The sequence below is a fragment of the Agrobacterium sp. rho-13.3 genome, assembly GCF_033957765.2.
Taxonomy (GTDB): Bacteria; Pseudomonadota; Alphaproteobacteria; order Rhizobiales; family Rhizobiaceae; genus Agrobacterium.
This window is the reverse complement of the sequence record NZ_CP192775.1, coordinates 1,362,705-1,386,559: the sequence shown is the minus strand read 5'-3', so window position 1 is coordinate 1,386,559 and position 23,855 is coordinate 1,362,705. Positions and strand designations below refer to the sequence as shown.

Below are 23,855 nucleotides of genomic sequence, written 5' to 3'. Positions count from 1 at the left end.
TATCGCAAAACCGCTGCACACTTTTGCGCGACATGCTTAGCCTCTGCGAATATGAAACCTGTGGCCTGCACCGGTGGAAACGGTGTCCAGCAACGCGTGCCCATCTTCATGGCACATATGCGGAATGTCGATGACGGCCAGGGGGTCGCTGGTTTCAACCCAGAGCTCGGCGCCCGCTTTCATGTGGGAAAGCTTCTTGCGGCTTTTCAAAACAGGAAGGGGGCATTTCAGCCCCCTTAAATCGTAAATTTCGGCAATGATATCCGTCACTGCTTGGCCCAGAACTTCCAGAACGGTTTCTTCTGGGCGTCGTCAGGCGGCGTCGTCCCGGCAAAGGCCAGCGGGTTGACGGTTGGGACCGGTACGCTTTGGCCGGCATTCACGGGCTGGATTGAAGGGGCGGGTGCAGGTGCCGCAGACGCCATGATCGTAGGCGCCACCACCGGACGTGCCGCTGTCGGCTGCGTCATGACAGTTTGCGGCGTTGTTATGCGCGGGTTGGCAGCAGATGCGATGGCCGTTGTGGCTGGAGCAGACAGACCCTTCGCCGCCTTCTTTTCCATCAACGCGGCAAATTCCGTTTCCTTCATCAACTTGCCTGCCTTGAGAGCAGACCCAGTTGGTGCGTAAGCAGGGTCACGGCCTTTGCGCTTTTCAGCGACAATTGCCTTGCGCTCACCTTCGCTTGGATCATACCACACCATGCCGTCGAGCTTTTTCGTCTCCTTGGCATAGGCAAGTTCATAGGTCTTTTCGTAGCTGGAAAGAGCGCTGACAAGCGCCGGCGGTGTGCTCATCTGCGGGCAAGCACCGGCAGCATTGAACTGGCCACCCGCGACCTGCTGGTTGAAGACGTACTTCTTCTCGCAAACATTGACCTCAGGCGGCCGTTTGGTGACTTCGAAATTATCGTAGCCGACCTTGAGCATTTTCCAGAATTCGGAATGTTCGCTTTTGCTATGACGTGCCATGTTTTCCGCTGTCATGCGGAACGGCAGTGCCTGAAGCTGAACGGACTTCTGGCCACCCTTGAAGGCATCGCGCGCGAAGCCGTAAATCTCCAGTACCTGCGCATCGGTCATCGAATAACAACCCGATGACGAGCAGGCGCCATGGATCATCAGGTTCGTGCCGTTGCGGCCATTCGCCTGATCGTAGCGATTGGGAAAGCCGGTGTTGATGGCGAGGTAATATTTAGAGTTGGGGTTCAAGTGCGCAGGCGTGAGGTTATAGAACCCTTCAGGCGCCTGCCTGTCACCCTCTTTAACCTTGGGTCCGAGCTTACCGGACCACGCACAAATATCGTATGAGGCGATGACGTCGAACCGGTTGTCGCGCTTGGCTTTCCAGATTTCGAGCTTACCCTCTTCCTTGAAAATACGGATCATGATCGGCGCATTGCGATCCATATTTTTCTTGTCCATCTCTGCGAGAATGGACGGAGCCAGGGGGTATTCGACCTTATTCTTGACATGCGAAACGTCCCGCTCGACTGTTTCGAGCGTCTCGTTGCAGCCTGCAAGCATGAGAGCGGTGCAGGCAAGAAGCGCAATATGTCTCAAACGCATGGCGTTTCACCGGTTTTCACGAAGTGGTATGGTGGTAAAATAATTCGGATTTGAATACAAGTCTGTCGATTGAACATCGATAGCCCATTTCCGGCAGAGTTTTCCTGATCGGTTCTCATCACGTCGTCAGCTTCGTTAAAATTCTTCTCCGCAATATAGCTGATAAAGCCTTAACACATCGCTACCCGCCAGCGTCAGCAAACGTCTTGCAGCGAAGTCGATCTCGACTATATTTCCCTTTATGATTGATCTTATCAGTGCCTATTGGCCGCATATTCTGGCGACATTGTCTGTCATTATGGGCGCCGCGGCGGCCATCCACGCAACGATGACGAAGGAGGAAGTTCGCACGGCGCTGGGCTGGGTGGGCGTCATTCTCCTGTCGCCGATCGTCGGGGCGCTCATCTACGCGATTGCCGGAATAAACCGCATTCGCCGCAGTACGCTCGGTCAGCAGCGCTCGTTGATGCATGGAACGATCATGGATCGTGTCGCGCTTTTCGATGCCGAAAACTCTCTGGTGATAGAGCGGTATGGCCGCCGTTTCGTGGCGATGAAAACGGTGGGCGACAGGGTCACGCACAACGCGCTGACGACCGGCAACTCCATCGAGCCGTTAGCCTCCGGCGATATTGCATATGCTGCCATGCTGGAAGGTATAGAAAGCGCCAGACGATCCATCATTCTGGAAACCTACATCTTCGATCAGGACAGGATCGGGCTTCGGTTTGTGCAGGCCTTGTCGGATGCAGTGGCGCGTGGCGTTGAAGTGCGGGTGCTGATCGATGCCGTCGGAGCGCGCTATTCCGTTCCGAGCATTCTGCCTGGCCTCAAAAGAGCAGGCATCAAAGCCAGTGTCTTTAACGGCAATGTTATCATGGGCTTGCGCCTGCCCTATGCGAATTTGCGAACGCACCGCAAGATTTTGGTTGTTGACGGACGGTTGGCATTTACCGGCGGAATGAACATTCGCGAAGGCTTCACGGCAGAATTTGCCGGGGAACGGCAGTCCAGCGATACGCATTTTCAGGTCAAAGGCCCGCTGGTTGCGGACCTGTTTACGGTTGCCGCCGAAGACTGGCGGTTTACCACGCGTGAACTGCTGGATGGCCCGATGTGGGACATTACCGTGCCCGAGGGCGAACCGGGTTTGCCGGTGCTGGCGCGTGTGGTGCCCTCCGGGCCTGACTACAGCATAGAAACCAGCCACAAAATGCTGATGGGCGCATTTTCCGTGGCGCGGTCTTCGATCCGTATCATGTCACCCTATTTCCTGCCGGATCGGGAACTGATTTCCGCTTTGACGACCGCCGCACGACGCGGGGTGAAGGTCGATATCATCGTTCCGGCCAACAACAACCTCACTCTTGTCGACCACGCCATGACGGCGCAGTTCGACCAGATGCTGGAAAGTTATTGCCGCATATGGCGCGCCACCGGCCCCTTCAACCACTCCAAACTTCTCGTCATCGATGATCGCTGGTCCTATGTCGGCTCGTCCAATCTCGACCCTCGATCATTAAGATTGAACTTTGAGGTGGACATCGAAGTTATTGATGAGGGTTTCGCCAATGCAATTTCCGAGCGTGTCTCCGACGCCATGGAAAATGCGACCCCGGTGAAACTGGATGAGTTGCGCGCACGGCCTTTTGCCTTAAGACTTTTTGAGCGGGTATTATGGCTGGCGTCGCCTTATCTTTGACAAGAGACTTGGATGAAGTGGGATTGTTGATGCGAGATAAGAGATAGATGAGAACGAAATCCGAGAGCCTCTCTGCCGTTCTGATGACATCCATCCGCAATCGCAAGAAACGCCAGAGCCAGAGTGACACGTCCGGGGATACCGACTTTCCCATCATCGCATCCTACAATGTTCACAAATGCGTCGGGCGAGATCGCAAATTCGATCCGGATCGCATCAGCCATGTGATTCAGGAAATCGGCGCAGATATCATTGCCTTGCAGGAAGCGGACAGCCGGTTTGGAGAACGCACCGGCTTGCTGGACCTCATCAGGCTGGAACGGGAGTGCGGTCTGGCACCGGTTCCGATTGCCAGTGGCGCAAAGGCTCACGGCTGGCACGGCAATGTTGTTCTGTTCAAAGAGGGTGCGGTTCGCGACGTCCACCCGCTGAAACTTCCGGGATTGGAACCACGCGGTGCGCTGGTGGTGGAACTTGAGTTGAAACGAGGCGGACGCCTGCGCATCATCGCCGCCCATTTTGGTCTTCTGCGCCACTCGCGGGCGCAACAGGCAAAGGCCTTGGTGGAGTTGCTGAACACCGGCGAGGAGCAGCCGACAATCCTGCTGGGCGATCTCAACGAATGGCGGCTGGGCAATGGGTCATCACTCAACACGTTCCGTCAGGCATTTGGCACCCTGCCGCCCGCCGTCCCGAGTTTTCCGTCGGGCCTGCCCGTGCTGGCGCTGGATCGGATCATTTCCAATCGTGAAGGGCTGATCGACGGCGTTAAGGCCCATGACAGCGCCCTCTCCCGCGTCGCATCCGACCATCTGCCGCTGAAAGCTGCAATCAGAACCGACATTCTCGCCGGTTAATCGGATGGAAAAAAGCGGATGCCATGGTGGCACCCGCTTTCGTAAAGTCGGCTTTTCAAATCAACGCAGCAGGGACTGCGCTTCTTCGATACCCAGCGCCGCAGGCTGTGTGCAGGTCGTTGTCAATTCTATGAAGCGGCCTTCTTCACCGGATTTCAGAATAGACGTCATCACATCGATGCCGTGCAGTGAGCGATCCAGCGAGCAACGCGCGTCGCGGCCTTCGATAATCGCCGTGACCATGTCCGCAAGCCCCGCTGTACGGTAATTGGCGCGTGGACCTTGCGGGCTTTCCTGATTGGCGATGCCAAAGGGGTGATCCCAATCTTCCAGCGGCTTGATATCCTTGTCGCGACCGCTGGCCTCGACCACACCACCGAAGAAGTTGGGGTCCGGCACGAAAATCGAGCCTTCCGTGCCGTAAAGCTCGGTATTGGCGTGGCGGTGAGACCAGACATCCCAGCTGGCGGACAGCGTGATCGTCGCGCCGTTGACGAATTCCAGCAGGGCGTGGATGTTCGTTGGCGTCTCGACGGGGATGATCTGGCCGTTCAGCGGCTGGCTGGTGACGGTCCGGGTCGGGTTTGCCATGGAGGTCAAAGCGCCAACACGTTTCACCGGGCCGATGAGATTGATGAGGTTGGCAACGTAATACGGACCAAGATCAAGGATCGGGCCGCCGCCGGCGAGGAAGAAAAAGCCGGGATTGGGGTGCCACATTTCCATTCCGGGGCTCATGACATGGCATGTGCCTGATGTAATGCGCCCTACTCCGCCTTCATCGATGTATTTGCGCGCCAATTGGTGCGCGCCACCAAGGAATGTATCCGGTGCGCAACCGACGGCAAGGTTCTTTTCCGTCGCGATGCGCCGCAGCTCCTCACCTTCCTCAAGTGTGAGGACGAGGGGCTTTTCCGAATAGACGTGCTTTCCGGCTTCGAGAATCGATTTGGAAACGGCGAAGTGAGCCGCGGGAATGGTGAGGTTCACCACCACATCGATTTCGTCGTTCTGAAGCAGCTCTTCGATGGACTGTGCTTTGACACCATATTCCTCGGCCCGAAGTTCGGCCGCACTCCGATTAAGGTCGGCGCAGGCCAACACTTTCAAGCCCTTGAAAAGCGGTGAAAGTGAAAAATAGGTGGTTGAGATATTGCCGCATCCAATGATGCCGACGCCAAGTTCCTTGGCCATGTCTGTCACTCCGTGCTTATCGGTATTAGTAGGTTTTGAAGGACGCGATGGACCGCGTAATCAGCCGGTCTGCATCGTTGGGGTTATCATGCTCCACGACGTAATATTTGACCGCCGTTTTTCTGAGTGCTTCTACCAGCGCTTTCCAATCCACGTTGCCGTGGCCGACGTCCGACCAGCCGTCTTCATCCGTGTTCTCACCGGCAGGTGCAATATCTTTCACATGAACCGCAGTGATGCGCTTGCCGTAACTTTCGATCCACGCGAGGGGATCGGCACCGCCACGGATGATCCATGCAATATCGGCTTCCCATTCCAGATCAGGTCCGCCCGAAAGGATCTGTTCCTGCGGGGTAGAACCGTCGTCCAGCGTTTTGAACTCGAAATCATGGTTGTGCCATCCGAAGGAAATACCGGCATCCTTAAACGGCTTGCCTGCTTCCTGAAGACGCTTGCCAAACGCGAACCATCCGGCGGCATCGCTTGGGCGTTGATCCGGCAGAAGGTAAGGGCAATAGATCGCCTTGATACCCAGGATATTGGCGATATTCAGCGCCTTTTGCGGCTCACCTTCAAGCATATCCAGACCGAAGTGTCCGGTGGGCATGGTCAGATTGTTGGCGTCGAGATCGCTGCGCAGAGCGTTCAAACCAGCATCATCCAACGTGCCGTAAATGCCGCCAAAACCTTCGACATGCGAATACCCTGCCGCTGCAAGTTTCTTCAGTACCTCGGAAAGCGGCGGAAAATTACGCGCGCTATAAAGCTGGAAGCCAAGTTTCGTCATCTGTCTCTCCTGACATTGGGACTGTGTCCGGGTGGGATTGTGGTGTGTTAAATGCGGTCTTCCGTTGCCGCATCGAAAAGTGAGGCCATGCTCAAATCAAGGCCGAGTTTGACTTTGGTTCCGGGCGCAAACCTTCGGTGCCCGCCAACGCGAACCGACAGGGTGTGACCGGCGTGTTTAAGCCAGATGAGGTTATCGGCACCCATCGGCTCTTCAATATCGACCACGGCTTCGTGCACTTCACCGCCAGTGATATCGGCATCGACCCGCACATGTTCTGGACGAACGCCCAGCACCACCGGCGTTCCCGGGATGAGGGGGGCTGACGTGTCATAACCATCAAGGCTGAAGCTGACGCCGTTGGTGGCGAACACCACCTTGCCATCTCGTTCTGCAAGTTCGCCCCGCAGAAAATTCATGGATGGCGAACCGATGAAGCCTGCCACGAACAGGTTTTTTGGCCTGTTGTAGATCGAAACCGGATTATCCAGTTGCTGGATCACGCCGCTTTTCATGATGGCGATGCGATCTGCCAGTGTCAGCGCTTCGATCTGATCATGCGTGACGTAGATCATCGTGTTTTTGAGCGACTGGTGAAGACGCTTGATTTCAACGCGCAGCTCCGAGCGCAGCTTGGCATCGAGGTTGGACAGCGGCTCATCGAACAGGAACACATCCACATCACGCACCAGCGCACGACCAATCGCCACACGCTGACGCTGACCGCCGGACAGTTCGGCGGGTTTTCTTTTCAGCAGTGGCTCGATCTGGAGAATGGTCGATGCGCGTTTGACGCGCCGGTCTATCTCATCCTTGGGTATTTTCGCCACTTGCAGCCCGAAGGACAAGTTCTTCTCGACCGTCATCTGCGGGTAAAGCGCGTAGGACTGGAACACCATGCCGATGCCGCGGTCTTTCGGCTCTTCCCAGGTCACGTTACGATCCTTGATGAAGATTTGCCCTTCGGTTGGCTCCAGAAGTCCGGCAATGCAATTCAGCAGGGTCGATTTTCCGCAGCCGGATGAGCCGAGAAGAACCAGAAACTCACCTTCGTAAATATCGAGGTTGAGATCGGAAAGCACTGTGACCGCGCCAAATGACAATGACAGATCGCGAATGGAAACGCTTTTATTCATGAGGCTTAACCTTTCACTGCGCCTGCGGCGATGCCGCGGACAAAGAGCCTGCCTGAAACGAAATAGACGAACAGCGGAACGGCGCCGGTCAGAAGGGTTGCCGCCATATTGACGTTGTATTCCTTCACGCCCTGCACCGAGTTGACGATGTTGTTGAGCTGAACCGTCATCGGGTAATATTCCGGTCGGGTGAAGACGACGCCGAACAGGAAGTCGTTCCAGATACCCGTCACCTGCAAGATCATGGCGACCACGAAAATCGGCAGCGACATGGGCAGCATGATGCGGAAATAGATTTGCCAGAAATTCGCCCCGTCGATGCGTGCCGCCTTGAACAATTCTTCCGGCAGGCCCGCGAAGTAATTGCGAAACAGCAGCGTCAGGATCGGCATACCGAAAATGGTGTGCACGATGATAAGACCCGTCAGGGTGCCGTACACGCCCAATTCGCGCAGCACGATCACGATGGGATAGATCATCACCTGATAGGGAATGAACGCGCCGATGATGAGAATAGAAAAGAAGAATTCCGAACCTTTGAACTTCCAGTTTGCCAGCGCATAACCGCTGATGGATGCAATCAGGATCGACACGATGGTGGACGGCACCATGATACGCACCGAATTCCAGAACCCGCGTGAAAGCCCATCGCAGTTCAGGCCGGTGCAGGCATTTGCCCATGCCTTGACCCAAGGCTCAAAGGTGATTTCCACCGGTGGGGCAAAAATGTTGCCCATGCGAATTTCCGGCATACCTTTCAGCGATGTCACGATCATCACGTAAAGCGGCAGCAGGTAATAAACAGCCGCGACAAAAAGCGAGCCGTAAAGAATGATGTTTCTTCGCGACAAGGTCTTTTTGGGCTTGCGACCGCGCGGGCCAGACAGCTTGTCGGAGACAGCGCCGGCACCGGCTGCAACAGTATTGAGCGTAGAAATATTAGCCACGTTTGCGCCCTCCGAATTCAAGGTAGGCCCAGGGGATGACGATGATGGCGACGGTCAGCAGCATCATGGTGGAGGCTGCGAAGCCTTGGCCAAGGTTCTGCGCCTGAAACATGTAGTCATAGACATATTTCGCAGGCACTTCGGATGCGATACCCGGCCCGCCGCTGGTCTGCGCCACCACGAGATCGTAAACCTTGACGATGCCGCTGGCGATGATGACGAGCGTGGTGATGAAGACGGGGCGCATCATTGGAATGACGATAAGAATATAGGTCTTCCACATGGGAATGCCGTCAACGCGGGAGGCTTTCCAAATGTCCTCATCAATGCCGCGCAAACCGGCGAGCATGAGGCACATCACAAGGCCGGTCCCCTGCCACAGCGCTGCGATCAAAATGCCGTAGATCACAAGATCCGAATTATAGAGCGGATCGAAGGTGAAGCTTTCCCACCCCATCGACCGCACGACAGACTGGATGCCGAATTCCGGGTTCAACAGCCACTGCCACACAAGGCCGGTGACGATGAAGGAAAGAGCAAATGGATACAGAAAGATGGTTCTGAATGTGTTTTCGAAACGAATTTTCTGATCCATCAACGCCGCCAGTAAAAAGCCGATCAGCAGGCTGAAAATCAGAGACAAAATGCCGTAGATCGCAAGGTTCTGGATTGAAATAATCCAGCGGGGTGCGGCCCACAGGCGCTCATATTGCTCAATCCCGATAAAGTTCGCCCTCGGCAAAAGCTTCGAGTTGGTAAAGGAATAAACGACTGTCCAGATCGTTCCGCCCAGGAAGATGACCATGGCGGTCAATATCATGGGTATCGATGCAATCTTTGAATTCAGATTGCGGAATAGCTGGTTGGGACGACCAGAATGGCTTTTAACCGCCATACTCCACTCCTTATCAATCGTAATCGTAATCGTTGATCGTACAGCGGGCAGCTTGACGCTCATCCTGCGGTACGTCGGACTGGATGGGCAATCACCTCGCACCATCCGGCAATGAATTGCCGTAACCGGCAGGCATCACACCTGCCGGTTACAAACGATTGACGATCAATCGGCAGCAGAAATCATGTCAGCGAAGCGCTTTTGTGCAGCTTCGACCGTCAAGGATTGGTTGGCGAAGAACTCCGACATCAAATCCTCTTTCTGCTTCTGGGTATCGGCAGAAATCAGCTGGTCCGTACTGGTCAGGGCATTGCCCTTTGCCAGAATGGCCAAGCCTTTTTTCATGCAATCATTGGCCGCAGCAAGATCAACGTCGCCTCTGATGGGAAGCGAACCTTTTTTCAGGTTGAACGCAACCTGCGTCTTGGGGTCAACGATCACCTCGGCAAGAACGTCCTGCGCCTTCGACTTCGCCTCATCTTTGAGAAGAGGGAAATAGAACGCATCGCCGCCCGTGGTGAGATATTCGTTCAGACCAAGACCCGGCAAGCAGGTGTAATCTGTTCCTGCCTTCTGGTTTGCCAGCTGGAATTCACCCTGCGCCCAGTCCCCCATGACCTGACCACCCGCTTTACCGGTGATGACCATGTTGGTTGCCTGGTTCCAATCCTGAACATTCGACCCTTTTGCAAGCTTGCGGGCCGCGTCAGCTGCAACAAAGATCTTCTGCATCTCTGGCCCGGCAGCGACTGCGGCGTCCTTGTCCTTGTAGACCTTTTCATAAAGGTCCTTGCCGCCCAAAGAAATAACCAGGGTGTCGAACAGACCGTTGGCCTGCCAAGCCTGTCCACCAAGGGCGAGAGGTTGAATACCGGCTTTTTGAAGTGCAGGTCCGGCAGCTATGAATTCAGTCCAGTTCTTGGGAACGTCCACGCCAGCCTTTTTAAAAGCCGCATTGGAAAGCCACAGCCACTGCCAGGAGTGGATGTTAACCGGTGCGCAATAGATTTTTCCATCAATAGTGCAGCTATCAAGTAGACTTGCAGGTTTGATGACGTCTTTCCATTTGCCTTTTTCGGCAACAGCAGAAAGATCACGCATCAAACCAGACTGAACAAGCTCTTCTGCTTGCCGCCCATGATTGAATTGTGTTGCACCCATGGGATCGCCACCGGTGATACGGCTGATCATAATAGGTCTTGCCGTGCCACCGGAACCGGCAATCGCACCATCCACCCACTTATTTCCGGTTGCATCAAAAGCCTTGGCCAGTTCCCCCACCGCAGCGGCTTCTCCGCCCGATGTCCACCAATGCGTGACTTCAAGGTCCGTCGCCCCGGCCGTAGTTACCGGCAGCACAAAACCCGCTGCCAAAGCAGCTAGAATAGAACGAATGCGCATGAGTCTCCTCCCTCACTGAAACGTTGCCGTAAAAACCTATGCGAATCATATTGGTTCTGCAACAGCACCAGCGATAAATAATTTATAACTAAAATTAACTATTTATAACAATAACTTATGCTATTTTTTGAAACCGCGCGATTGTCGAATACCAAGAAAATCCCGGTTTTTTGAGAGCGGGAACGAAAACTTTCAGGAAAAATGCTTGTCGTTGAATTTTTGCCCGATGAACGCCGGTTGATAGCCAGACATCTGAGACATAGCGTCGTTTTGACGAAACTCCGGCACCATCTCAGTTTTCGAATGCCGACGTGAAAATTTCTCTGAACTTGAATCGACATGAACAACTTACATTCGAACAACGTATATTTAGGGTAGCAGAAAAACGTAATAGGGTCACTCTTGCGTGATTAAGGCAGAATTGCCACAACTCTTAAAATATCAACGATTAATCGCAACCTCAGTTAACTCTGGATTAACCAATCCCGCATACCAATTAGCTAATATGATAGGCAGGCAAAGCATATAGCGACGTTTTTGTCGGATATGCGCCTTCTGTTGTGACGGGCTGCATGACGCCAGCCCGTATTTCCAAAATGCATTGATTTGGACGCTTGCCCGGTTCGCGGAGACAGCGAAGCTATGTCTATTTGTGACTATAACTGGAGTATGTTGTGAGACTTGTACTGGTAGACACTGGCACGTCTGCAATTTTTGCCCACGAAACTGCATTTCGTTTCGGTCGTGGCACAACGATCCAACACCGAGTTTCCAAGTATTGGCAAGTATCCAGCGCATCCGTTTGCGATGGGTGGGCGGTCGAGCTTCAGAAGCCAATTCGATCAAATATCCGTCACTGAGGGCGACAACTTCAACGGCAGTCCAGGCAATTTAGGAAAACTGATGACACCAGAGACACTCACTCTCCCTTCCTCGCTTTTCATACGTGGCATAACCTCTGTCCACGAAAGCCTGCTTGCCGCCCTTAAAGACAACAAGGCGATCACTCTCGATATCCCGGACGATGCCCAGGCTGATTTGAGTTTCATTCAGCTGATAGAGGCATCGCGGCTCTATGCCCGCACCGAGGGCAAATACATCACACTCACGAAACCGGCTTCACCGGGCGTCCTTGAGACGCTGCGGCGCGGCGGTTTTCTCACGACCATGGATGAGGCGTCTCGCCTCTTCTGGCTGCACGGAAAGGAAATTCAATGAGCGCCAACATTCTCACCGTCGACGATTCTGCAAGCATCCGAATGACGACAAAAATCGCCCTGACGAATGCAGGCTATCAGGTGACGGAGGCGGTCGATGGCGCTGATGGTCTGACCAAGGCAAAAGGCGGTCCCTTCGACCTGATCGTTACCGATCTGAACATGCCCAACATGAACGGGCTGGAAATGATCGAGGCGCTGCGCCAATCGCCTGCCCATACCGGCATTCCGATCATCTTCCTGACCACGGAATCCGATGCAGACATGAAGGCGCGGGCGAAATCCGCTGGTGCCACGGGCTGGATCACCAAACCGTTCGATCCAGAACATCTGGTCAAAATCGTCAAGAAGGTTCTTGGTAGATGACATTAATGGACCCCGTTCAGGTTTTCAGAACAGAAGCAGGGGAGCTTTTCGAGCAGATCGAAAGCGGCCTGCTGGATCTGTTGCATGATCTGTCCAATCAAGGGCAGATCGACGCCGTTTTTCGCGGCCTGCATACCCTCAAGGGGTCCGGTGCCATGTTTGGTTTCGAAGCACTGGCAGCTTTCACGCACCATTGCGAAACCGCATTCGACCGCGTGCGCAAAGGTGAAGTCCCTGCCAGCAGCGAGCTGATCGCAGCCGTGCTTGAAGCGCAGGACCACATGCGACGCCTCGTTGATAATCCCGCAACGGCGTTTCCTGAAACGGGAGACCGTCTACTGGCCAAGTTGCAGGCCGCAGTTGGAACCGGCGCAAGCGCGCCGCAACACCATACGCAGCCGACAGCGACCGTAAAGCTCGACGAACCCGCGACAGCAACATGGCAGATCAACTTCAGCCTGCCAGCAAATGCCATGGCCAATGGCACCAACCCGTTGGGCCTTCTGGATGAACTGGACGAGTTGGGTGAGTGCACGATTGCCGCGAATACGACAGCAATCCCACCCCTCGACACCATCGATCCAACCAATCTTTATCTCTCATGGTCGATTACGCTGACAACCGATCAGCCGCGCTCGGCCATTGATGACGTTTTCATCTTCGTCATGGACGATATGGAAATCGACGTCAAAAAACTTTCAGACCAGCAAGCCGCCTCTGTCGACATCGTACCGCCTCCCTCACCGATAGAGGAAGCAGCGAAAGCAAATCCTGCGGCAACACAGGCCGCAAACGATGGTGTGCAGAACAAAAGTGCGGAAAATGTCCGTGTCCCGGCCGAACGCCTTGATGAATTGATGGACCGGGTCGGCGAACTCGTCATCGCGCAATCGCGCCTTTCTCAGCTTGCCAATACCAGTGTCGATATTCAGCTTCGCTCGGTTTCCGAAGATGTAGAGCGCCTGTCCGGGGAACTGCGCGATACCATGATGGTGCTTCGCATGGTGCCGATTGCCCAGCTTTTCAGCCGCTTCCGTCGCCTGACCCATGACCTTGCGCGGGAAACCGGCAAGCAGATCGAACTGATGACAGAGGGTGAAAGCACCGAGGTTGATAAGGCCGTTATCGAGCGACTGGCCGATCCTTTGGTCCACCTTGTTCGAAATTCCTGCGACCACGGCCTTGAAACCCCGGCAGAACGTATTGCCGCAGGCAAAGACCCGGCGGGTCATGTCACCCTGATTGCGCGCCAGACTGGCGGCGATGTCACCATCACTATTCGTGATGACGGTCGCGGCATTGACCGTGAACGGGTTCGTGCCAAGGCAGAGTCCTCCGGTCTTGTTGCACCGGGTGCAGTGCTGTCCGATCAGGATCTGTTGCAGATGATTTTCGAGCCGGGTTTCTCCACGGCGGCCCAAGTCACCAACCTGTCTGGCCGTGGTGTTGGCATGGACGTGGTGAAGAAGACAATCGAAGCGCTTCGCGGCACCATCAACGTGACCAGCAAACCCGGCCTAGGGTCCGAAATCACCCTTGCCATTCCGCTGACGCTTGCGATCATCGATGGATTGTTGGTGCGTGTCGGCACAGGTTGCTACGTCATTCCGCTGGCTGCCGTCGAAGAATGCCTTGAGCTTTCGCCCGAAGACGATGTCAAATCACGCGGCCGCTCATTCATCTCGCTGCGCGAAAGCCTCGTTCCATTCATCCGTCTGCGCGAGCTCTTCCACACCGGAACCAAGCCCGATCAGTATCAGAAAGTGGTGGTCATCTCCACCGGCACGGAACGGGTCGGCCTCGTCGTCGATCAGATCATCGGCGACCACCAGACCGTCATCAAGGCCATGTCGAAACTGCACCATGATGTTGCGACGTTCTCCGGTGCCACAATCCTCGGCGATGGCAGTGTCGCTCTCATCCTCGATGTCGGGCACCTGGTGACGGCGGGACAGCAGCAGGAGGCGCAGATGCGTATTGCCGGATGAACCAGCCGCTTTTGAAACAAACAGACGACTTGTGGGGCGACCACAATGATCTCGAAGTTCTGACCTTCAGCATCGAGGGTGAAACCTTCGCAATCGAGGCCATCCGTGTTCAGGAAATCGTCGATCTTCTGCCGGAAACCGCCGTTCCTGGCGCCAAGCCATTCGTTGCCAGCGTCATCAATTTTCGCGGCAAGGTCATTCCGCTGGCAGACATTCGCCTCGCCTTCGGCATGGGTGCTGCGGAAAAAACCATCGACAGCCGGATCATCGTCATCGAGCTTCCGCTCGAAGGGGAGCGAACGCTGATCGGCTTGCGCACGGACAAGGTTTACGAGGTTACGAACTTCTCCAAGTCGGCCAGTGAACCACCACCCAGCATCGGTATGCGGTGGAGACCGGATTACATTCACTGCCTCATAAAGCGTGGCGCGCAATTCGTCATCATGCCGAATCTCATCGCTATTTTTACTGCTCAGCGGGACACGCCGTCCTCCAAAAACCTGTCTCGAAACAACGTCATCGAACTCTCCAAGGAATTTTGACATGCGATTTACAATAAAGATGAAACTGGCCGTCGCGTTCGGATTTCTGATCGTGATGCTGGCCGGAACCGCGGGTTACGGTATTTACAGCCTCGGTCTTGCGAAAGACGCAATGGATGAAGTCGTGGAAGGAACGGTGGTCCGCCTCGACAAAGTTCACCAGATGAATGCGTTGTCGCTCGTGACCGTGCGTGCGCAGAAAAACTTCATTCTGGCGACAACGCCAGCGGAACGCGACACCATCAAAAAAACCGGCGATGAAAGCCGCGCGCAACTGAATGTGATGGTGCAGGACATGAACGCGACTGCCAGCGCGCAGACCCGCGGCTTCTGGACCGAACTGCTGACCATTGCCAAGACCTTCGAAGACAGCGACGACCGCGTACGGCAATATGTGAATGACGGCAATACACCTGCCGCCGCAGCCTATTCGTCCGGCGAAGGACGCGCAGCGGCAAACGCTCTGACACAGAAGCTCAATGAAGGTGTCCAGATGAACCGGGCACGTCTGGAAGAGGCCAAACAGGCGGCAAGCCACGACTACGAGCAGACCCGCTTGCTGCTGATTTCCGCCTCCATCATCGCGGTACTCATTGCTGTTGCCACGGCACTCTGGATTGCGATCGGCATCAGCAGCGGCCTGCGCAAGATCATGACGGTCGCCGAGGCTGTGTCTGTGGGCGATCTGGATCAGGACGTCGACATCAAGAGCAATGACGAAATCAAAGATCTGGTCAATCGTATCAACGTCATGACCGGCAATCTGCGCACGACCGCCAGCGTCGCCAACGAAATCGCCGATGGCAATCTGACCATCACACCAAGACCGCTTTCAGACAAGGATACGCTGGGCATCTCTCTCCAGCGCATGGTGGAGCGTCTTCGTGGCGTGGTTGCCGATGCGCTTGCCGCAGCCGACAACGTCTCTTCCGGCAGCCAGGAACTGTCCGCAAGCTCCGAACAGCTTTCGCAAGGTGCGACGGAACAGGCTTCGTCTGCCGAAGAAGCATCCGCTTCGATGGAGCAGATGGCAGCCAACATCAAGCAGAACGCCGACAACGCCGCCCAGACAGAAAAGATCGCCCGCCAGTCTTCGACGGATGCAGAAGCCAGTGGTGCTGCCGTGGGTCGTGCCGTAGTTGCCATGCGGACCATTGCACAGAAAATTTCGATCGTTCAGGAAATCGCTCGTCAGACCGATCTCCTGGCCCTGAACGCCGCTGTGGAAGCAGCGCGTGCCGGTGAACATGGCAAGGGCTTTGCGGTTGTTGCGTCTGAAGTGCGCAAGCTTGCAGAACGCAGCCAGGCTGCTGCTGCCGAAATCTCGTCGCTCTCTGGCGAAACAGTTCAGGTTGCCACCGAAGCCGGCGAAATGCTGAACCGTCTGGTTCCCGATATCCGCAAGACGGCCGAACTGGTGTCGGAAATCTCCGCCGCTTGCCGCGAGCAGGACATCGGCGCAAGCCAGATCAATGAAGCAATTCAGCAACTGGACAAGGTTACGCAGCAGAACTCCGGCGCGTCGGAAGAAATGTCTGCAACATCTGAAGAACTGGCCGCACAGGCCGAAGAGCTTCAGGCAAGCATTGCTTTCTTCAAGGTGGACCGCGCTGGTACAAGCCATGCTCCGGCCAATGTTCGTGCACCCGTGCGACAGGCACCTGTCGCCCATGCAGCCCATAAAGCCGCACCAGCCCGCCGTCCGACAACAGACAATTCCATTGCCAGCCAGCAGGCACGCGCCAAGGGCTTTGCACTGGACATGTCCATGGGCGGACCTGACGCAAGCGACGCGGATTTCCGGGAAAGCGCGTAAACCATGGCGAGCACATCTTCTGATACCCAGTTTGTCACATTCAGTCTTGGAGAGGAGGTCTTCGCCGTTCCCGTCGATGTCGTGCGCGAAATTCTCGACCACGAAGAGGCGTTCAAAATTCCTCACGGGCCGGATTACCTGCTGGGTCTCAGGGATGTGCGCGGCCAAGGCGTTCCGGTCATCGATCTGCGCTTGCGCTTGGGCATGAGCAGAACGGTGAAGACACCGCACACTCGTATCTTGGTTCTGGACATTCCCATTGGCGAAAAGCTTCTGGCACTGGGCCTCGTTGCTGACAAGGTGTTCGAAGTCACACCTTTCAGCCGCGAGAACATCGAAACGGCGCCGGATATCGGTGTTCGCTGGAATTCCAGCTACATCGCTGGCGTCGTGCGCCGAGAGGGTGATTTTGTCGTCATCATCGACCTCGCGGAGCTCTTTTCCCATGAAGCGGGGAGCCTGATCCAAGTCAAAAATGACCCGGTTCGCGCCGCGTAATGGAGTTGAGACCGTTGAATGCACCCGCTTATACGACCTTCGATGATAGTTTGAGCACGCGCGATTTCCGTCAGCTGTCGGAATTCATCTATAATTATTGCGGCATCAAGATGCCGGATTCGAAGCGCTCCATGCTCGAGGGAAGGTTGCGCAAACGCTTGCGCGCCACGGGTCATCCAACGTTCAGCTCCTATTGCGATTTTCTTTTTCGACACGGCGGCATGGACACCGAAACGATTTTCCTGATCGACGTCGTCACGACCAACAAGACAGACTTCTTTCGGGAACCCAACCATTTCGAATTCATGGAAAAGGTGGCATTGCCCACTTTGGCGGCAAAGGGGCACAAACGTGTTCGAACCTGGAGTTCTGCGTGCTCTACAGGTGCGGAACCCTACACCATGGCCATGGTTATGGCCGAAGCCGTCGAGAAAAAAGTGATCTCGGACTTCAGCATTCTTGCCACGGACCTTTCCACGGACGTTCTGAAAAAGGCCCATAGCGGAATCTATTCAAGGGATCTGGTTGAGCCTGTCCCCGCTGATCTGGCACGAAAATACGTCATGCAGGCGAAAGACAAACGACGCGACGAGGTCCGTATAACACCGAAGCTGCGCGCGAAAGTCGGTTATGCAAGGCTCAATCTGATGGACCCCACCTATAGTGTCGGCGACCTCTACCAGATTATTTTCTGCCGCAACGTGCTGATCTATTTCGACAAGAAAACGCAGGCGCATGTGTTGACGCAACTCTGCAAATGTCTGATGCCCGGTGGATATCTTCTGATCGGCCACTCGGAAACGGTGACGGGTATCAATCTGCCCGTCAAACAGGTTGCCAACACGGTATTCATGAAACAGTAACGGTTCCTTATGGTGAAGAAGACACGCGTTCTGATTGTCGATGACTCCGCCAGCGTCCGCCAAACGCTGACCGCAGTGCTGCAGTCTGATCCGGCCATTGAGGTGATCGGCGTTGCGTCCGATCCCTTCATGGCTGCGAAAAAGATTCAGGAAGAAATGCCGGATGTCATAACGCTGGACGTGGAAATGCCGCGTATGGACGGCATCACGTTTCTGCGCAAAATCATGTCGCAACATCCCATACCCGTGGTGATGTGCTCATCATTGACGGAAGCGGGTTCAGAGACTTTGCTTCAGGCGCTGGAAGCAGGTGCAGTCGATATTATTCTCAAACCCCGCATTGGCGCTGCCGATCATCTGGCAGATTCGGCGTTGCGCATCTGCGAGGTCGTCAAAAGCGCCGCACACGCGCGGGTAAAAGGCATCAGACCAGGTGCACGCTCTGCATCCGCAAGCGGGCCACAGGCGCGATTGACGGCAGACGCCGTTCTGCCACCGCCATCCGGCAAGGCAATGGCGCGCACAACGGAGATGGTGGTCTGCGTCGGAGCGTCGACAGGCGGCACCGAAGCATTGCGCGAAATGCTGGAGAAATTGCCAGCAAACTCCCCCGGCATCGTCATCGTTCAGCATATGCCGGAGAAGTTTACCGCAGCATTTGCCAGACGGTTGAATACACTTTGCGAGGTCGAGATCAAGGAGGCGGAGGATGGCGATCCTGTGCTGCGCGGACACGTCCTGATTGCGCCGGGTGACAAACATACGCTTCTGGAACGCCAAGGCGCGCGCTATCAGGTTTCCGTCCGCACTGGTCCGCTGGTGTCCCGCCACCGCCCATCCGTTGATGTCTTGTTTCGCTCCGCAGCCCGTTCGGCAGGCTCGAACGCCATGGGCGTTATCATGACAGGAATGGGTGATGATGGTGCACGCGGAATGCTGGAAATGCACCAGGCTGGCGCATTTACCGTGGCTCAGGATGAAGCGTCATCCATTGTCTTCGGTATGCCCAAGGAAGCAATTGCCCACGGGGGTGTCGATAAAGTCCTGTCGCTGGACCATATCGCCCGCGAAATTCTGGCAGAAGACCGTCGCCGATAAAAAGCGAATCGTCATTTATTAAGCAACTGTTAACCATAATGTTTAATGATTGGGACGCGCCATGATTGCGGTGCGTCACCGAAGCGATGATCGCCTCCAACTCTTGTCGGGTCCATTATGGCGGTCATTACCTTTGCAAATACAAAAGGCGGAGCAGGCAAGACGACGGCGGTTCTGTTGCTGGCATCCGAGCTTTCGCGGCGTGGACTGAAGATTTGCGTCATCGATACCGACCCGCAGCGCTGGCTTTCCAAATGGCGTGAGGCAGCGGATCACCGTGTTGATCTGTCCGTCATTACCTACGTCTCCGCATCCAGCCTTCAGCACCATGTGCTGGATAACCGCAAAAAATTCGACCACGTCATCATCGATCTTCCCGGCGCCCAATCGCCGCTTCTGGCTACGGCGGTCGGTCTGTCCAACCATGTATTGATACCGGTTCAGGGCAGCACGATGGATGCGCAAGGCGGTGCACAGGTTCTGGAACTGCTTCGTTATCTGGACGATCGCGCCTCGATCAAAATTCCGCACTCGGTCGTGCTGTCGCGCGTCAATTCCATGGTGACGACACGCGCGCTTATCTCGGCAAAAGCGCTTCTCGCGAAACGCAATGTCCATGTGCTGGACACGCCAATCATCGAACGCGCCGCTTTTCGCGACATGTTCGATTTCAGCGGTTATCTCAACATGATGAGCCCATCACAGGTCAGCAATCTCGACAAGGCGCTGCACAATGCAAACGCCTTTGCCGAGGAAGTTTTAAGATTGCTGCCCGTGCAATCCGCAGCACGCTATTCAACCGCGGCATAAACCTCACGAACGCTTATAGTCGTCCTGCAAGCGAATGATATCGTCGTCTCCAAAATACGACCCCGTCTGGATTTCGATCAGTTCCAGAGGAATTTGTCCTTCATTGGCAAGCCGATGTGGTTTGCCAAGCGGGATGTAGATGGATTCGTTTTCCGTCAGCAGGCGCGTTTGATCGTCAATCGTTACCGTGGCTGTTCCACGCACCACAATCCAGTGCTCGGAGCGGTGGTAGTGTTGTTGCAGGGATATTCTGTGGCCCGGCTCGACCTTGAGATGACTAACACGATATCGCTGGCCTGAATCCGTCTGCTCTATATGGCCCCAGGGACGATAAGCGCGTCGGTGTATCTCGGTCTTGTGAATATGGTCGCTATCCTTCAAGGCCTCGACCAGTCCTTTGACGCTCTGGACGCGATCTCTTGGGGTGACCAGAACGGCGTCTTTCGTTGCCACCACGACCAGATCTTTCGCGCCGACAACCGTGGTCAAGATACTGTTGGAATGGATCAGGCACCCTTCTGAATCGACAAATATGCCCTGCCCCTCAACGGCGTTGCCGTTTTCCTGCTTGTCAGCAATTTCCCAGATCGCGTCCCAGCTGCCAATGTCCGACCAACGGAAATGGCCACGAACCACCGCCATGCGCTTGGTATTTTCAATCACCGCATAATCAATCGAATTTTTTGGAGAAGCTTCGAAGCTCTCTTTATGCAGACGCACGAAACCCAGATCGCTTTCCTGCTCATCGACAGAACGGGTCACGGCTTCCAGAATCTCCGGCGCATGTGCCGCCAGCTCCGCGATCATCACATCGGAGCGGAACAGAAAATTACCGGAGTTCCAGAGATAACCCTTCTCGACATAAGAAATGGCCGTTTCTTCATCCGGCTTTTCAACGAATGCCTCAACGACACAGAGGTCTTCGTTGCCGTTAATCGGTTCACCAGGATTGATGTAGCCATAGGAGGTGCGCGGCTCTGTGGGTGTGAGGCCGAAAACCACGATATTGCCCTGCTCCGCAGCCTCCGCACCCAGCTTTACGGCATCGGAAAAACGATCATTGTCCAGAACGACGTGGTCTGCGGCGAGCGCGAGAACGAGCGAACCCGCTTCACGACGTTCTGCCAGCACGGCGGCAGCGGCCATCGCAGCGGCGCTGTCGCGGCGGGCGGGTTCCAGCACCACGGTCGCGATTATGTCGACTTCTTCTGCCTGTCTGCGCGCAAAGAAACGAAAGTCTTCGTTGGTAATGACAAGCGGCTCAGCATAGAGCGCTGCGTCACTCACACGCTGCAATGTTTGCTGATAGGTGGAAAGGCTTCCGACGAGCGGCTGAAACTGCTTTGGCAATTGATCGCGTGATACCGGCCATAGTCTCGACCCTGCCCCGCCTGCGAGAAGTACGGGGATAATCTTTCTAACCTGCTCGATCACGTATTTCACCCTTCCAATTCCAATTTCATATCATTCTGACGGCTATCAACAAACCATGTGTGAACACATCTGCCAAGGTCGTATCATCGTCAGATCACAACCGTTTATGGCTTGAAACTTTGCAAGCAAAACGACCAGACACAGTCCCCAACGGCGCAAAGGGCGCAGGGTTCCGAAGTTTTCCGAACGCCTAATCGATTGAAGCGTTCGCAAGACCCATGTATCTTTCGATTTATCGATATGATTGGCACTCAACGCTTGGCAGTCTCATAAAAAATACCATAACAACGACCACCATTTTGCAATCAACGAGAAAAGGGTGGGGGACATGTCCGAGACCGTTAAATCCGCAACCGGCAAGACTTCGGTGACAGACCAGGAGGCTCTGGACTTTCACTCCCAAGGTCGTCCGGGCAAGCTGGAAATCACGCCGACCAAACCCATGGCCACCCAGCGCGATCTTTCACTCGCCTATTCTCCAGGCGTTGCCGTTCCGGTAAAGGCCATTGCTGAAAACCCGGATGCCGCCTACGACTACACCACCCGTGGCAACATGGTCGCGGTTATTTCCAACGGCACGGCCATCCTTGGCCTTGGCAATCTCGGCGCTTTGGCGTCGAAGCCGGTCATGGAGGGCAAATCCGTTCTGTTCAAACGTTTTGCCGATGTGGATTCCATCGATCTGGAAGTCGATACGGAAGATGCAGACGAGTTCATCAACTGCGTGCGCTATCTCGGCCCCTCTTTCGGCGGCATTAATCTGGAAGATATCAAGGCGCCGGAATGTTTCATCATTGAAAGCCGCTTGCGTGAGCTTATGGATATTCCGGTTTTCCATGACGACCAGCACGGCACCGCGATCATCGCGGCGGCGGGTCTGATCAACGCCATCGCCCTGACGGGCCGTGATTTCAAAACGACCAAGCTTGTCTGTAACGGCGCAGGTGCTGCCGCAATTGCGTGCATGGACCTGATCAAAGCCATGGGTTTCAATCCTGCCAATATCACGCTCTGTGATACCAAGGGCGTCATCTATCAGGGCCGCACCGAGGGCATGAACCAGTGGAAGTCGGCGCACGCGGTGAAAACCGACAATCGGACACTGGTGGAAGCCATGAAGGGTGCGGACGTTGTATTCGGCCTTTCGCAGAAGGGTGCGTTCAGCGAAGAGATGATCCGCTCCATGGCGCCACGCCCGATCATTTTCGCGATGGCAAACCCTGATCCGGAAATCACGCCGGAAGAAGTGGCCCGTATTCGCGACGACGCCATCATGGCAACCGGCCGGTCCGATTATCCAAACCAGGTCAACAACGTTCTCGGCTTCCCCTACATCTTCCGCGGCGCGCTGGATGTCCGTGCCAGCCAGATCAACGATGCGATGAAGATCGCTGCGGCACAGGCGCTAGCCGACCTTGCCCGCGAAGACGTGCCAGACGATGTTGCCGCTGCCTATCAAGGCGTGCGCCCGCGCTTTGGGCCGCAATACATCATTCCCGTCCCGTTCGATCCGCGCCTGATTTCCGCAATTCCGGTTGCGGTTGCCAAAGCCGCCATCGAAACGGGTGTCGCGCGCCGCGTGCTGGACGATCTGGAAGCCTATGGCCGCGAGCTTTCGGCTCGACGCGATCCCATGGCATCGACAACGCAGCGCCTTTATGAACGCGTACGTCGCTCTCCCAAGCGCGTCGTCTTCGCAGAGGCCGAAGAAGAACAGGTCATGCGCGCGGCCATTTCCTTCACCTCGCAGGGTCTTGGCACGGCCATTCTGCTGGGCCGTGACGATATCATCAAGGCCAATGCCGAGCGCGCCGGTATCGATCTTGACCGCCCGAACATCAAGATCACCAATGCCCGCCTGTCCGAGCGTGTGGATACCTATATCGATTATCTCTATGCGCGCCTTCAACGCAAAGGCTTCCTGTTGCGTGATGTGCAGCGCCTTGTTCACAATGACCGCAACCACTTCGCAGCCTGCATGGTAGCGATGGGCGATGCGGACGCGATGGTGACAGGCACGACGCGTAATTACTCGACAGCACTTGAAGACGTGCGCCGTTGCATCAACACCAAGCCCGGCCATCGCGTCATCGGCGTCTCGCTGGTGGTTTCGCGCAACCGCACGGTCTTTGTTGCCGACACGGCGGTTCACGACATGCCATCGGCTGAAGATCTGGCGGATATCGCCGAAGAAGCAGCCGGTCTGGCACGTCGTTTCGGTTACGAACCGCGTGTTGCCATGCTTGCCTATTCCACCTTCGGCCATCCAGTTGGTGAACGTTCCGACAAGGTGCGCGAAGCCGTTCGCATTCTGGACAAGCGTAACGTGAACTTCGAGGTCGACGGGGAGATGGCAGCAGATGTCGCCCTCAACCATCACAAGATGCAGAGCCAGTATCCGTTTACGCGTTTGTCCGGTGCGGCCAATGTGCTGGTTATGCCAGCCATCCATTCCGCTTCGATTTCCACCAAGATGTTGCAGGAACTGGGTGGCGCGACAGTGATCGGTCCGCTTCTCGTCGGCCTCGACAAGTCCGTGCAGATTACGGCGATGGGTGCGAAGGACAGCGACATCGTCAACATGGCGGCGATTGCGGCCTATAACGCCGGTTATTGATTGGAAGGCGCCCCTTTTCAAAAGGGGCGTCCGTCCCGATGACAGGTGCAATCCTGTGAACTTCGAAAGATAATTCGCACGGCATCTTAAAATCCATGGTTCGGCCACATAGTTTGGTT

The 23,855-nt window shown here is 55.4% G+C and carries 21 protein-coding genes; 12 read left to right on the top strand and 9 right to left on the bottom strand.

The genetic code is table 11. The features are described 5' to 3' along the window. Positions 1-36 precede the first annotated feature (36 nt). Positions 37-261 (bottom strand): sulfurtransferase TusA family protein, encoded by a 225-nt coding sequence (locus RMR16_RS21210; RefSeq protein WP_320197992.1) that lies wholly within the window; start codon positions 259-261, stop codon positions 37-39. A 5-nt stretch (positions 262-266) separates the two neighbouring features. Continuing rightward, on the bottom strand, positions 267-1,568 hold the full coding sequence (locus RMR16_RS21205; protein ID WP_320197594.1) for a murein L,D-transpeptidase family protein: 1,302 nt from the start codon (positions 1,566-1,568) through the stop codon (positions 267-269). Between the two features lie 241 nt (positions 1,569-1,809). Between RMR16_RS21205 and RMR16_RS21200 the strand changes: the two genes are divergently transcribed. Continuing rightward, positions 1,810-3,270, top strand: coding sequence for a phospholipase D-like domain-containing protein (locus tag RMR16_RS21200; protein WP_320197593.1), 1,461 nt, complete (start codon positions 1,810-1,812; stop codon positions 3,268-3,270). A 47-nt stretch (positions 3,271-3,317) separates the two neighbouring features. Further along, the gene (locus RMR16_RS21195; RefSeq protein ID WP_320197592.1) at positions 3,318-4,127 is read left to right on the top strand and encodes an endonuclease/exonuclease/phosphatase family protein; all 810 of its coding nucleotides are present in this window, start codon (positions 3,318-3,320) and stop codon (positions 4,125-4,127) included. Positions 4,128-4,187: 60 nt separating this feature from the next. On the opposite strand, the gene RMR16_RS21190 is transcribed toward RMR16_RS21195, so the two are convergent. From RMR16_RS21190 to RMR16_RS21165, 6 genes are all read right to left on the bottom strand, one after another. Next, positions 4,188-5,321: a Gfo/Idh/MocA family protein gene (locus RMR16_RS21190; RefSeq protein WP_320197591.1), complete on the bottom strand. Its 1,134-nt coding sequence runs from the start codon at positions 5,319-5,321 to the stop codon at positions 4,188-4,190. A gap of 25 nt (positions 5,322-5,346) precedes the next feature. Continuing rightward, a complete protein-coding gene (locus tag RMR16_RS21185) occupies positions 5,347-6,108 on the bottom strand; it encodes a sugar phosphate isomerase/epimerase family protein (protein WP_320197590.1) in 762 nt (253 codons plus the stop codon). 47 nt (positions 6,109-6,155) lie between these two features. Further along, a complete protein-coding gene (locus tag RMR16_RS21180) occupies positions 6,156-7,244 on the bottom strand; it encodes an ABC transporter ATP-binding protein (RefSeq protein WP_320197589.1) in 1,089 nt (362 codons plus the stop codon). 5 nt (positions 7,245-7,249) lie between these two features. Then, complete coding sequence (locus RMR16_RS21175; protein WP_320197588.1) at positions 7,250-8,191, bottom strand: carbohydrate ABC transporter permease; 942 nt, start codon at positions 8,189-8,191, stop codon at positions 7,250-7,252. After that, on the bottom strand, positions 8,184-9,086 hold the full coding sequence (locus RMR16_RS21170) for a carbohydrate ABC transporter permease (RefSeq protein WP_320197587.1): 903 nt from the start codon (positions 9,084-9,086) through the stop codon (positions 8,184-8,186). Before RMR16_RS21170 ends, RMR16_RS21175 begins: the two co-directional genes overlap by 8 nt. Before the next feature lie 165 nt (positions 9,087-9,251). Continuing rightward, on the bottom strand, positions 9,252-10,487 hold the full coding sequence (locus tag RMR16_RS21165) for an ABC transporter substrate-binding protein (RefSeq protein ID WP_320197586.1): 1,236 nt from the start codon (positions 10,485-10,487) through the stop codon (positions 9,252-9,254). Between the two features lie 903 nt (positions 10,488-11,390). Here RMR16_RS21165 and RMR16_RS21160 point away from each other — a divergent pair. The 9 genes from RMR16_RS21160 to RMR16_RS21120 all read left to right on the top strand — a co-directional run bounded on the left by RMR16_RS21160 (position 11,391) and on the right by RMR16_RS21120 (position 19,685). Then, a complete protein-coding gene (locus tag RMR16_RS21160; protein ID WP_320197585.1) occupies positions 11,391-11,705 on the top strand; it encodes an STAS domain-containing protein in 315 nt (104 codons plus the stop codon). Continuing rightward, positions 11,702-12,070, top strand: a complete 369-nt coding sequence (locus RMR16_RS21155) for a response regulator (RefSeq protein WP_320197584.1) — start codon at positions 11,702-11,704, stop codon at positions 12,068-12,070. Before RMR16_RS21160 ends, RMR16_RS21155 begins: the two co-directional genes overlap by 4 nt. Beyond that, positions 12,067-14,058, top strand: a complete 1,992-nt coding sequence (locus RMR16_RS21150; protein ID WP_320197583.1) for a chemotaxis protein CheA — start codon at positions 12,067-12,069, stop codon at positions 14,056-14,058. The genes RMR16_RS21155 and RMR16_RS21150 overlap by 4 nt, the downstream gene beginning before the upstream one ends. Continuing rightward, complete coding sequence (locus tag RMR16_RS21145; RefSeq protein ID WP_320197582.1) at positions 14,055-14,600, top strand: chemotaxis protein CheW; 546 nt, start codon at positions 14,055-14,057, stop codon at positions 14,598-14,600. Before RMR16_RS21150 ends, RMR16_RS21145 begins: the two co-directional genes overlap by 4 nt. Position 14,601: 1 nt before the next feature. Further along, entirely contained in the window at positions 14,602-16,416 is a 1,815-nt protein-coding gene (locus RMR16_RS21140; protein ID WP_320197581.1) for a methyl-accepting chemotaxis protein, read from the top strand. A gap of 3 nt (positions 16,417-16,419) precedes the next feature. Continuing rightward, positions 16,420-16,914, top strand: a complete 495-nt coding sequence (locus tag RMR16_RS21135) for a chemotaxis protein CheW (RefSeq protein ID WP_320197580.1) — start codon at positions 16,420-16,422, stop codon at positions 16,912-16,914. After that, entirely contained in the window at positions 16,914-17,777 is an 864-nt protein-coding gene (locus RMR16_RS21130) for a CheR family methyltransferase (RefSeq protein ID WP_320197579.1), read from the top strand. Before RMR16_RS21135 ends, RMR16_RS21130 begins: the two co-directional genes overlap by 1 nt. 9 nt (positions 17,778-17,786) lie before the next feature. Further along, positions 17,787-18,875 (top strand): protein-glutamate methylesterase/protein-glutamine glutaminase, encoded by a 1,089-nt coding sequence (locus RMR16_RS21125; RefSeq protein ID WP_320197578.1) that lies wholly within the window; start codon positions 17,787-17,789, stop codon positions 18,873-18,875. Between the two features lie 117 nt (positions 18,876-18,992). After that, a complete protein-coding gene (locus RMR16_RS21120; RefSeq protein WP_320197577.1) occupies positions 18,993-19,685 on the top strand; it encodes a ParA family protein in 693 nt (230 codons plus the stop codon). A 3-nt stretch (positions 19,686-19,688) separates the two neighbouring features. Here RMR16_RS21120 and RMR16_RS21115 read toward each other — a convergent pair whose 3' ends face one another. Further along, a complete protein-coding gene (locus RMR16_RS21115; RefSeq protein ID WP_320197991.1) occupies positions 19,689-21,119 on the bottom strand; it encodes a mannose-1-phosphate guanylyltransferase/mannose-6-phosphate isomerase in 1,431 nt (476 codons plus the stop codon). Positions 21,120-21,447: 328 nt separating this feature from the next. On the opposite strand from RMR16_RS21115, the gene RMR16_RS21110 reads away from it, so the two are divergent. Beyond that, the gene (locus RMR16_RS21110; RefSeq protein ID WP_320197576.1) at positions 21,448-23,736 is read left to right on the top strand and encodes an NADP-dependent malic enzyme; all 2,289 of its coding nucleotides are present in this window, start codon (positions 21,448-21,450) and stop codon (positions 23,734-23,736) included. The last annotated feature ends 119 nt before the right edge of the window (positions 23,737-23,855 follow it).

What these genes read in the sequence shown, in the direction of transcription:
- RMR16_RS21205 (WP_320197594.1), bottom strand. Translation starts at nt 1,568, where the DNA reads ATGCGTTTGAGACATATTGCGCTTCTTGCCTGCACCGCTCTCATGCTT.
- RMR16_RS21200 (WP_320197593.1), top strand. Translation starts at nt 1,810, where the DNA reads ATGATTGATCTTATCAGTGCCTATTGGCCGCATATTCTGGCGACATTG.
- RMR16_RS21195 (WP_320197592.1), top strand. Translation starts at nt 3,318, where the DNA reads ATGAGAACGAAATCCGAGAGCCTCTCTGCCGTTCTGATGACATCCATC.
- RMR16_RS21190 (WP_320197591.1), bottom strand. Translation starts at nt 5,321, where the DNA reads ATGGCCAAGGAACTTGGCGTCGGCATCATTGGATGCGGCAATATCTCA.
- RMR16_RS21185 (WP_320197590.1), bottom strand. Translation starts at nt 6,108, where the DNA reads ATGACGAAACTTGGCTTCCAGCTTTATAGCGCGCGTAATTTTCCGCCG.
- RMR16_RS21180 (WP_320197589.1), bottom strand. Translation starts at nt 7,244, where the DNA reads ATGAATAAAAGCGTTTCCATTCGCGATCTGTCATTGTCATTTGGCGCG.
- RMR16_RS21170 (WP_320197587.1), bottom strand. Translation starts at nt 9,086, where the DNA reads ATGGCGGTTAAAAGCCATTCTGGTCGTCCCAACCAGCTATTCCGCAAT.
- RMR16_RS21165 (WP_320197586.1), bottom strand. Translation starts at nt 10,487, where the DNA reads ATGCGCATTCGTTCTATTCTAGCTGCTTTGGCAGCGGGTTTTGTGCTG.
- RMR16_RS21160 (WP_320197585.1), top strand. Translation starts at nt 11,391, where the DNA reads ATGACACCAGAGACACTCACTCTCCCTTCCTCGCTTTTCATACGTGGC.
- RMR16_RS21155 (WP_320197584.1), top strand. Translation starts at nt 11,702, where the DNA reads ATGAGCGCCAACATTCTCACCGTCGACGATTCTGCAAGCATCCGAATG.
- RMR16_RS21150 (WP_320197583.1), top strand. Translation starts at nt 12,067, where the DNA reads ATGACATTAATGGACCCCGTTCAGGTTTTCAGAACAGAAGCAGGGGAG.
- RMR16_RS21145 (WP_320197582.1), top strand. Translation starts at nt 14,055, where the DNA reads ATGAACCAGCCGCTTTTGAAACAAACAGACGACTTGTGGGGCGACCAC.
- RMR16_RS21140 (WP_320197581.1), top strand. Translation starts at nt 14,602, where the DNA reads ATGCGATTTACAATAAAGATGAAACTGGCCGTCGCGTTCGGATTTCTG.
- RMR16_RS21135 (WP_320197580.1), top strand. Translation starts at nt 16,420, where the DNA reads ATGGCGAGCACATCTTCTGATACCCAGTTTGTCACATTCAGTCTTGGA.
- RMR16_RS21130 (WP_320197579.1), top strand. Translation starts at nt 16,914, where the DNA reads ATGGAGTTGAGACCGTTGAATGCACCCGCTTATACGACCTTCGATGAT.
- RMR16_RS21125 (WP_320197578.1), top strand. Translation starts at nt 17,787, where the DNA reads ATGGTGAAGAAGACACGCGTTCTGATTGTCGATGACTCCGCCAGCGTC.
- RMR16_RS21120 (WP_320197577.1), top strand. Translation starts at nt 18,993, where the DNA reads ATGGCGGTCATTACCTTTGCAAATACAAAAGGCGGAGCAGGCAAGACG.
- RMR16_RS21110 (WP_320197576.1), top strand. Translation starts at nt 21,448, where the DNA reads ATGTCCGAGACCGTTAAATCCGCAACCGGCAAGACTTCGGTGACAGAC.